The organism is Roseiarcus sp. (assembly GCF_052145395.1).
Lineage (GTDB): Bacteria > Pseudomonadota > Alphaproteobacteria > Rhizobiales > Beijerinckiaceae > Roseiarcus.
Genome location: NZ_JBKQOT010000655.1, coordinates 1 through 9,143, shown reverse-complemented (window position 1 = coordinate 9,143; position 9,143 = coordinate 1). Strand labels below are relative to the sequence as shown.

Here is a 9,143-nt window from a genome sequence, read left to right as displayed (position 1 = left end):
AGCCGGTGTCGGCGCTGCGCAGCGGTCAGTGTATATGGTGCGGATGTCTGTCTTAACCGGATAGGCACGCATGGAGGAAATCGGGTCGGGACGGTCGAACCCTCACCCGACGGCCTTCGACTATTGGCCCGGCCTTCCGCGCGCGAATGGGGCGCGGCGTCCTCGCGGGCGTCGAACCGGTTCGGGCGCCGGGGGCGAGCTTGGCGTTCGCCGGTCCCTTGTTTTTGGCGGAGAAAGGCGCGTGCGCCACTTTTGATTGCGGGAAAGCAGAAAACCTGCTATGAACCCTTCATGCGAGCCTCAGATGAAGCGTGAAGCGGATCGACGCCGTCCCGGACGGGACGCGGCCTTTTGCGCGGGGAGGGGCCGCATGATAAAAAAAATCGCGCGAGGTCGCGCGTAACCCATTGAAAAGGCTCATTTCGGTCGAGAGAATCCAAGCAATTCCAAATAAATCCAAACGCCCGGAAGCGGAGATTCGCGGAGCCCTGCTACCGCCCCGCGGAGGCCTGAGGAAATCCAAATTTCTCCGCGCCGACGCCGTTCGGGCGACTGGCTCTTTGGGCCCGTCGACAAACGGGCGCTTCGCCCGGGCGGCTCAATACCGCCACCGCTGCGCCGCCGCGACCAGAAAGTCGCGGAACGCCTGGACGCGCGCGACGTTCTTCAATTCCTCGGCATAGACGAGGAAGCAGTCCATCTCCGGCATATCGGCATGCGGCAGGAGGCGGACCAGATTCGAGCCGGGCTGCACGACATAGTCGGGCAGCACAGCGATGCCGACCCCGTTCTCCACCGCTCGGGCCATGGCGCCGAGATTGTTGACCGCAATCTGCGGCACGCGCGGATTCTTCGGGTCGCGCCCGACCGCCAGCAGCGAGTTGAGATCGTACAAAAGATGCGTCGCCGTCGGCGCCCCGAACGCGACGAGGTGGTGATGGTCGAGATCCTCGACCCTGCGCGGCTGCGGGCGCTTCTTGAGATAATCGGCCGAGGCGTAAGCGTGGAAATGCACGGTGAACAGCCGCCGCCGGATGAGGTCCGGCTGGCTCGGCTCGCGCAGGCGCAGCGCCACGTCCGCCTCGCGCATGCCGATGTCGAGCTCCTCGTCCGACAAAAGAAGCTGAAGCTTCACTTCGGGATAGAGCTCGACAAACTCGCCGAGCCTCGGCGCGAGCCAGTTCGCCCCGAGGCCGAGGGTGGTCGTGATCCGCAATTCCCCGGTCGGCTTCTCGCGTCTGTCGATCAGCCGGCTGCGCACGGCGTCGAGCTTGAGCACGACGTCCCGCACCGCCCCGAGCAACATCTCGCCCTGTTCGGTCAGGATGAGGCCCCGGGCGTGGCGGTGGAACAGCGGCGCGCCGAGGTCGGCCTCGAGCGCGCCGACCTGGCGGCTCACCGCCGACTGGCTCAAGCCCAGCGTCTCGCCGGCATGGGTGAACGACCCCGCGTCGGCGGCGGCCTGAAAAATACGCAACTTGTCCCAGTCCATGACGTTTCCTGAAGGCCCTGCCGGTTCCGTCGACGCCCGTGAACGGCGTCGTCCGGCGCGCGGGCGGCTTCCTTTCCTACTCGGCCGCTTCCCGCGCGGGCGCCTGCGCGGCGAGCCACCGGTCCGCTTCGAGCGCCGCCATGCAGCCCAGGCCCGCCGCGGTCACCGCCTGCCGGAAAACGTCGTCCGTCACGTCGCCAGCCGCAAACACGCCCTCGACGCTGGTCGCCGTCGACCCCGGCGCTGTCCTGACGTAGCCGTTGGCCTTGAGCTCGATTTGTCCGCGCACGAGCTCGGTCGCCGGCGCATGACCAATGGCGACGAAAACGCCGTCCGTCGCCAGCTCCTCGAATACGCCGGTCACGACATTCCTGAGCCGGACGCGGGTCACGCCGCGCGGCTCATGGTCGCCCAGAATGTCGTCGACGACGCTGTTCCAGCGCACCGTGACATTCGGGCGCGCGAGCAGGCGTTCGATCATGACCTTCTCGGCGCGGAACGTGTCGCGGCGGTGGACCACGGTGACGTTCGCGGCGAGATGAGAGAGATAAAGCGCCTCCTCGACCGCCGAATTGCCGCCGCCGACCACGACGACCGACTTGCCGCGGAAGAAGAAGCCGTCGCAGGTGGCGCAGGCCGACACGCCGAAACCGCGGAACGCCTGCTCGCTCGGCAGGTCGAGCCATTTGGCCTTGGCGCCGGTGGCCAGGATGATCGCGTCCGCCAAAATGGTCCGGCCGCTGTCGCAGCGGACGACGAACGGACTCTTCATCAGCTCGAGCGCGACCACATATTCGCTCTCGATCCGGGCCCCGACGTTCTCGGCCTGGGCGCGCATCTGCTCCATCAGCCATGGGCCTTGGATCGGCTCGGCGAAGCCGGGATAGTTCTCGACGTCGGTGGTGATCATGAGTTGGCCGCCGGCTTCGAAACCCGACAGCAGAAGCGGGTTGAGCATGGCCCGCGCAGCGTAGATCGCAGCAGTGTAGCCGGCCGGTCCCGATCCGATGATGACGACGCGCTCGCGCGCCGGGTGATGGGCAGAAGTCAACAAGACCCCCTTCGATAGGATTGCCAGCGCCGGGTTCATCCGCCGCAGGCGCTTGGATTCACGCCCTTATATGGGGGGCCGGATTGCGCTACAACACGGGCGGCCGAGAGCGCGGGAAAGCGCAAGGGGGCCGTACGAGAGAAGGGAAACCGTTCATGCTCGTCCTGAGGGCGGCCGCTCCGTCGCCGTTCGCTCGCAAGGTGCGGATCGCCGCCGCGGTGCTCGAACTCGACGACCGGATCGAGATTTCCGCCGCCGACACCGGCGATCCCGACGATCTGCTGAGAAAGCAGAATCCGCTGGGGAAAGTTCCGGCGCTGATCCTCGAGAGCGGCGAGGTCCTGTACGATAGCGCCGTCATCGTCGAATATCTCGACGCCCTGGCGGGCGGCGGCCAGATCATTCCCGCTGACCCGGCGACGCGCTTCCGCTCGCTGACCCAGCAGGCGCTGGCCGACGGAATCATGGATGCGGCCGTCCTGCTGCGCTACGAATCGCTCTGGCGCGAGCCGGACGAGCGCTCGGAAAAATGGATCGTCTATCAGGGCGACAAGATTTCCCGGGCGCTCGCGGCTTTCGAGGCGGCGCCGCCCGAGGAACTGAGCGACATCGGCACGATCGCGCTCGCCTGCGCGCTCGGCTATCTCGACCTCCGGTTCGAGGGCGCGTGGCGCGCCGACCATCCGCGCCTCGTCGCCTGGCTCGACCTCTTCTCGGACGCGACGCCGAGCTTCGAGGCGACGCGGTTTCGCGGGTGATCCGGACATCGATGCGCGGTCATGACGCAACGAAATCGCCTGTTGTTTGTGCTACGCGGCTCACGGCTAGACTCTGCCAGACAAGCAACGACTGATGCTTTCCTGGCGGTCTTGAGTTCTCGACCCAGGACAAGACCAAGAAGGGAAGAGTCTTGCCCGCATATCCAAGCTCCGGGGTGTGTCGCGATTTGGATCGGCGATCGAACGGGTGAAGCCTTGCCGTCGGCGTTCAGGGCCGGAACGAAAAGATAAAACGAGCGCCGGGAGGGGCTCATGACAGCGCAAGCGAACGCCGCACAGCAAGACGCGGACCCCTTGGACGCTACCTATCGGAAGGTCGCCTTCCGGCTGATCCCCTATATTTTCGTCTGCTACCTCTTCAACTATCTCGACCGCGTCAACGTCGGCTTCGCCAAGCTGCAGACGCTCGATGACCTGCATTTCAGCGAAACCGCCTACGGGTTGGGCGCGGGCATCTTCTTTCTCGGCTACATCGCCTGCGGCGTCCCCAGCAACCTCATGCTTCGCCGCGTCGGCGCGCGCCGCTGGATCGCCGTGATCATGATCGCGTGGGGCCTGCTGTCGACCAGCCTGCTGCTCGTCCGCGACGCGCCGACCTTCTACGTCCTGCGGCTTTTGACGGGCGCCGCGGAGGCCGGCTTCTTCCCCGGCATCGTGCTCTACCTCACCGAGTGGTTCCCGTCCGTCCGCCGCGGCCAGGTCATGGCCCTTTTCATGTCCGCGATCCCGCTCTCGGGCGTGCTCGGCGGGCCTTTCTCGGGCTGGATTCTGAGCCATTTCGCCGGAGGTCAGGGCGGTTTCCGCGCCTGGCAGTGGCTCTTCCTGCTCCAGGGTCTGCCGACCATCGTCCTGGGCCTCGGCGTTCTCGTCCTGTTCAGCGACGGCATCGATCACGCGCCATGGCTCAGCGGCGGCGAGAAGGCCGCGATGAAGCAGGCGCTCAGCGACGATGCGAAGAGCAGCCCGAAGACCGTCGCCGATAGTTTCGCGGCCGTCCTGCGCAACCCCGGCGTCTGGGCTCTGGGCCTCATCTACTTTTCCATCCAGAGCGGCGTCTACGCGATCAACTTCTGGCTTCCCTCGATCATCAAGACGAGCGGCTTCAGCGATCCGGCTCTGGTCGGCTGGCTGTCCGCTATCCCGTACCTCGCCGCCAGCATCTTCATGATCGCGATTGGGCGTTCCGCGGACGCCCGCCGGGAGCGCCGCTGGCACCTGGCCGTTCCCATGCTGATGGGCGTCGGCGGCCTCATCATCGCCGCCAATTTCGCCCTGAGCCCGACGATCTCCCTCGTCGGCCTCACGCTCGCGACGATGGGCGCCCTCACCGGCCTGCCCATGTTCTGGCCGCTCTCGGGCGGATACCTCAGCCCCGCCGCGGCCGCCGGCGGCCTCGCGCTCATCAACTCCATCGGACAGATCGCCGGCTTCGTCAGCCCCTATCTCGTCGGCTGGATCAAGGACACGACCGGCAGCACCAATACCGCCCTCTACATCCTCGCCGCCGTCATTCTCGTCGGCGTCGCGCTCGTCCTGAGGGTGCCCGGGAAACTGGTGAACCGCTAAGCGAGAACGACCCCGCGCGGACGTGACGCGTCAAGGCCGAGACCTCCTCAATCCGCTGGAACTTCAGGGAGCTGACGGATGAAGATCGTCATTGCGCCGGACTCGTTCAAGGAAAGCCTGTCGGCGCTCGATGTGGCGCTTCACATTCGCGAGGGGTTTCGCGCCGTCTACCCCGATGCGGATTATGTCGTCCTGCCCGTCGCCGACGGCGGAGAGGGCACCGTGGACGCGCTCGTCGCGGCGACCGGAGGTCGCCGTATCACGCGCCGCGTCGTCGGGCCGCTCGGAGACGAGGTCGATTCTTCGGCGTCACGGGCGACGGCGACGCCGCCGTGATCGAAATGGCGGCAGCCTCGGGGCTCGAGCTCGTGCCGCCCGACGCGCGCAATCCGCTCGTGACCACGACATTCGGCGTCGGCGAGCTCATCCGCGCGGCCCTCGACGACGGGGCGCGCCGCTTCATCATCGGCATCGGCGGCAGCGCCACGAACGACGGCGGCGCCGGGATGCTGCAGGCTCTCGGCGTTCGGTTCCTCGACGCCGGCGGCCGGGACCTGGCGCTCGGCGGAGGCGCGCTCGCCGACCTCGAGCGGATCGACCTGTCCGGTCTCGACCCCCGTCTCGCGGCGTGCGCGATCGAGGTCGCCTGCGACGTCGACAATCCGCTTGTCGGTCCGCACGGCGCATCGGCGATTTTCGGCCCACAGAAGGGCGCGACCCCCGAGATGGTGCGCGTTCTCGACGCGAACCTCGCGCGCTACGCCGCATTGATCGAGCGAACGATCGGCAAATCCGTCGCCGACATGCCGGGCGCGGGGGCTGCGGGCGGACTCGGCGCAGGCCTCCACGCCTTCCTCGGAGCGCGCCTCAGGCCCGGAATCGAGATCGTGATGGGCGCTGTCGAGATGGATCGCGTCGTCGCCGACGCCGATCTCATTGTCACCGGCGAGGGGCGCCTCGACGGCCAGACAATCCATGGAAAGACGCCGATCGGCGTCGCTTCCGTGGCTGAGCGGCATGGGAAACCTGTCATCGCCATTGCGGGCAGCCTCGGAAGGGGGTTCGAGGCCGTGTACGACCACGGGATCGCGGCCGTCTTCAGCGTACTGTCGAGACCGTGCACCGTCGCGGAGGCGCTTGCCGAAGGCGCCGTCAACCTTCGCAATACCGCTCGCGATGTCGCCGCGACCCTGAGGGTTGCGGGGTTCCGCGGTCGCTGACCCCGTCAGCCGCGATCTGCGATGGCGCGTGCGCTTCGGACCCGAACGCAGCCTGCTTCAGGGACAGCACGGCTCCGAATGGTCGTCGACGAGTTTCACGCAGTCGCAGTGCACGTGGGGCGGCCCGCTGGGATTCGACGGCGGCGGGGCCGGTTTGTTCGGGGCGCCGGGATTGAAGCAATCGAAGTCCGCCGCGACGCCGAAAGGATCGCATTGCTCCGCCGCCCCGCTTGCGCTGGCGGGCGCCACAGGGAGGACGAGAGCTGCCCACATGGCAGTCGTCATCGCTACCAAGGCAATCGTCTTCATCGCCAATCTCCGGCTGTTGGATCATGACATGCGCCGATTGTCTGGCGCAGTGGGAACCATGCCGGCGCGCGCTCGGCGAAGCGTCGGCAGATCGATGCAAAAAGGATGGAGAACTCGGCCGTCCGCTTCTCGCCAGAGTGGCCATTGGACCGGTCCATTCGCTCGGTGTGATCGGCCTCAATCAGGTGCGGGGTCGGACGGCTACGAGGACACCTTCGCCTGGGGGACGCTGCCTTTGGGCGGTGGCTTGATCCGCGCTTGAAGGGGACAGCCGACGTCGACGCTCTCTATGTCTCGACGCAATTTCGTCCTTCGTCTATCACGGCGTACGAATTTGTCCCGTGGGCCGGCGCCCCTGTCGCCGATGAGCGCGGCGGCCCGAGCCAGATTCGCAATCCTTCCGCGTTTCCCGGGCGGGCCGTTCGGCCGGAAACCGTCACGTTTTCAAGCTCGATGCGCGTCGGGCGCTCGGCCGGGCGTTCTCGAACTTTCGAAGGCGGAGCATGGTCGCCTTTGGCGCGCGGCCGTCGATGAAGGCGAGGCCAAACGCAATCAGGGCAAAGCCCACAAGCTGCCGCGCCATCAGGCGCTCGCTCAAGACCAGCGCGCCGAGCGCGACCGACGTCGCGGGAACGAGCAGCGTCACCAGGAGAAGGTTGGTCGCGCCCGCGCCCGAAAAGATGCGGAAATAGACGACATGGGCGAGCGCCGTCGAGAAGGCGGCGATCGCCAGCACGGAGGCGATCGTCGCCGCACTCGGCATGGGCAAGGTCCAGGGCGGCTATCTTTAAAATCGCCGCGCCGATGCGCCCTTGTCAGTCTGCGGTCGGCAGACGGCGCATCACGAACTCGATCTCGTCGTCGGCGAGTTCTCGCCAGGACTCGATCTCCGTCATATACGCGGCCTTGGGAAAGCGCTCGAACCATTCGCGCGCCTTGGCGCGCGCCTCGGGCCGCGGGAGCCGGAACATCTCACGACGCCACGCATCGTTGGACGCGGCGTTCCGCCGGTCGCGCCGACCCGCGGCGCGCTCTGCGACGTCGCTTGGCCTCCTGGTCTCCGTTCCCATCGCGGACCCTTTCCGGCATGACGTTACCGCGGATTCCGGCGCATGGGGAGTCGAGAAACGGCGAGATGCGGCGGCGATCCCGCGGGGCGCGCGGCGGACGCCGTTGTTGCCAATCCCAAGACCCCAAAACCGTGACGCCAACCGTTGGCGGGCCGTTCAGGTCGACGCTCCGTGGAGAGCGCGTGCGTAGTATCGCACGGTCTTGCCGCGGTCGATCGTCGCCCAGCCGATCACGGCGAATCCCATAGCCGCGTGAAAGGCGTCGGAGGCCGAATTCGGGGGATCGGCGTTGACCTCGCAGACGATCCGGACATGGCCGGCCGCGCGGGCGCGCTCGAACAGCGCTTCGTAGAGCGCCCGGCCAAACCCTCGCCCGCGCGCGGGAAAGGCGACCGCCACCCGGTCGACATAGACAAAGCGGTCGAACCGCCCGCGGAACCAGAGGAAATTCGGGCTGTCGTAATCGGCGGCCTCGTCGAAAGCGATGAGAAACGCGTCCGCCTCGCCGATCCGGCAGGCCAGGAACGCCCGATCGATCAGCCGGGCCATCGCCTTGGGGGACAACCGCGACAACTCTGCGGCATGCGCGTTGTTGAGCGCAAGCAACCCGGCCGCCGCCTCGGCCGCCGTTCCCCCGTCGAACGTCCGGACCGCGAAATTCATCCCCTGCATGCCGAAGCGTCCCAGCCGGAAACCCCCTTAGCGCTCAACGCTCCGGCGCCGCACGATCTGCCACAGCTTCCGGCAGCTTGCGTTCCGAACGGGCGCGTCCTTCGGTATCCTGCACGAAATCCGGCCTCGCGTCCTGACTTTGGTCGCGAGGCCGGGAACCCGACGTAAGCTTCTCGTCAGTCGACCGCCTCGAGGAGGCGGACGCGCTTCTCCACCCTGCGCTCCAGCAGGCTCGGAATATAGGCGCCGACGCCCGGCGGCAGATCCTGAAGCGAGACGAACCGTCCGTCCTTCAGACGCAGACCGTCGCGATACAAGCCGGTCTCGCGCTGCGCGAACACCGTCTCGACCTCCGGCCCGATGCCGTAGGTCTTCTGCATCGCCGCGGGGATGTCCGTCAGGACGACCTTGGTGTCGCACTGGACGCAAACCGGGATTCTCGGATCGCCGGGGGCGGCGAAGCCGATCGAGCCGCTCGGGAAACGTGTCGATACGTAGAGTTCGCCTTCACGGGCCGGACGGGACCCATACATTTCCAACGAATAGTCGCACATGACGCTCACCTCAGTGCTGCGCCCACCCAGCAACTTCAACTCTTGGGAGTTTTTCGTTGTTCATGTTATTAGCTGCCAACATAGACCGGCAATGGGGCTTTATTGCGATTGCATGACGGCTTCGGATGGAATGACGGGGCGACCGGCGCATTCCGGTCTCCCGCCCTTCTCGTGCGTCGAGGCGAAATGACGCTGCAAGGCGGCGCATTCGGGGCGCAAGAGACTGCAGCCCGGCGTTTCTCAGGTCTCTTGGCCCGGCGCGAGTGGGCGAGGAGCCGCGTTCCCTCTGAGCCCCTAATGAACCCTAATGAAATTGACTCGCGCAGATTACGTGATCATTGTGTCAAGGCAAAGTATACCCCGAGTCATCGAGGATCCGCGAAAGTTGTTGCGTGGCGGGGGATTTTGGATTCGTCTTCAGGGGATGATT

8 protein-coding genes and 1 pseudogene are annotated in these 9,143 nt (G+C 66.5%); 3 read left to right on the top strand and 6 right to left on the bottom strand.

The annotated features are described in order from the left end of the window. Nucleotides 1-598: 598 nt before the first annotated feature. Together ACLP25_RS22590 and trxB are read right to left on the bottom strand one after the other, a co-directional pair. Nucleotides 599-1,492 (bottom strand): LysR family transcriptional regulator, encoded by an 894-nt coding sequence (locus tag ACLP25_RS22590; RefSeq protein WP_442471385.1) that lies wholly within the window; start codon nt 1,490-1,492, stop codon nt 599-601. A gap of 76 nt (nt 1,493-1,568) precedes the next feature. Further along, nucleotides 1,569-2,543, bottom strand: coding sequence for a thioredoxin-disulfide reductase (trxB, locus tag ACLP25_RS22585; protein WP_442471384.1), 975 nt, complete (start codon nt 2,541-2,543; stop codon nt 1,569-1,571). 155 nt (nt 2,544-2,698) lie between these two features. Between trxB and ACLP25_RS22580 the strand changes: the two genes are divergently transcribed. From ACLP25_RS22580 to ACLP25_RS22570, 3 genes and pseudogenes are all read left to right on the top strand, one after another. Next, a complete protein-coding gene (locus tag ACLP25_RS22580) occupies nt 2,699-3,301 on the top strand; it encodes a glutathione S-transferase family protein (protein ID WP_442471383.1) in 603 nt (200 codons plus the stop codon). A gap of 273 nt (nt 3,302-3,574) precedes the next feature. Next, complete coding sequence (locus tag ACLP25_RS22575; protein WP_442471382.1) at nt 3,575-4,888, top strand: MFS transporter; 1,314 nt, start codon at nt 3,575-3,577, stop codon at nt 4,886-4,888. A 78-nt stretch (nt 4,889-4,966) separates the two neighbouring features. Then, nucleotides 4,967-6,108: pseudogene (locus ACLP25_RS22570) on the top strand (glycerate kinase). A gap of 745 nt (nt 6,109-6,853) precedes the next feature. On the opposite strand, the gene ACLP25_RS22565 reads toward ACLP25_RS22570, so the two are convergent. The 4 genes from ACLP25_RS22565 to ACLP25_RS22550 form a co-directional block, all read right to left on the bottom strand. Continuing rightward, nucleotides 6,854-7,180 (bottom strand): EamA family transporter, encoded by a 327-nt coding sequence (locus tag ACLP25_RS22565; protein ID WP_442471381.1) that lies wholly within the window; start codon nt 7,178-7,180, stop codon nt 6,854-6,856. Between the two features lie 52 nt (nt 7,181-7,232). Further along, nucleotides 7,233-7,487 carry a hypothetical protein gene (locus tag ACLP25_RS22560; protein ID WP_442471380.1) on the bottom strand — a complete coding sequence of 85 codons (255 nt, stop codon included), beginning with the start codon at nt 7,485-7,487 and terminating at the stop codon, nt 7,233-7,235. Between the two features lie 156 nt (nt 7,488-7,643). Next, a complete protein-coding gene (locus tag ACLP25_RS22555; RefSeq protein WP_442471379.1) occupies nt 7,644-8,159 on the bottom strand; it encodes a GNAT family N-acetyltransferase in 516 nt (171 codons plus the stop codon). Between the two features lie 176 nt (nt 8,160-8,335). Next, nucleotides 8,336-8,713 carry a hypothetical protein gene (locus ACLP25_RS22550; protein WP_442471378.1) on the bottom strand — a complete coding sequence of 126 codons (378 nt, stop codon included), beginning with the start codon at nt 8,711-8,713 and terminating at the stop codon, nt 8,336-8,338. Nucleotides 8,714-9,143: the final 430 nt, after the last annotated feature.

What these genes read in the sequence shown, in the direction of transcription:
- ACLP25_RS22590 (WP_442471385.1), bottom strand. Translation starts at nt 1,492, where the DNA reads ATGGACTGGGACAAGTTGCGTATTTTTCAGGCCGCCGCCGACGCGGGG.
- ACLP25_RS22580 (WP_442471383.1), top strand. Translation starts at nt 2,699, where the DNA reads ATGCTCGTCCTGAGGGCGGCCGCTCCGTCGCCGTTCGCTCGCAAGGTG.
- ACLP25_RS22575 (WP_442471382.1), top strand. Translation starts at nt 3,575, where the DNA reads ATGACAGCGCAAGCGAACGCCGCACAGCAAGACGCGGACCCCTTGGAC.
- ACLP25_RS22565 (WP_442471381.1), bottom strand. Translation starts at nt 7,180, where the DNA reads ATGCCGAGTGCGGCGACGATCGCCTCCGTGCTGGCGATCGCCGCCTTC.
- ACLP25_RS22560 (WP_442471380.1), bottom strand. Translation starts at nt 7,487, where the DNA reads ATGGGAACGGAGACCAGGAGGCCAAGCGACGTCGCAGAGCGCGCCGCG.
- ACLP25_RS22555 (WP_442471379.1), bottom strand. Translation starts at nt 8,159, where the DNA reads ATGCAGGGGATGAATTTCGCGGTCCGGACGTTCGACGGGGGAACGGCG.
- ACLP25_RS22550 (WP_442471378.1), bottom strand. Translation starts at nt 8,713, where the DNA reads ATGTGCGACTATTCGTTGGAAATGTATGGGTCCCGTCCGGCCCGTGAA.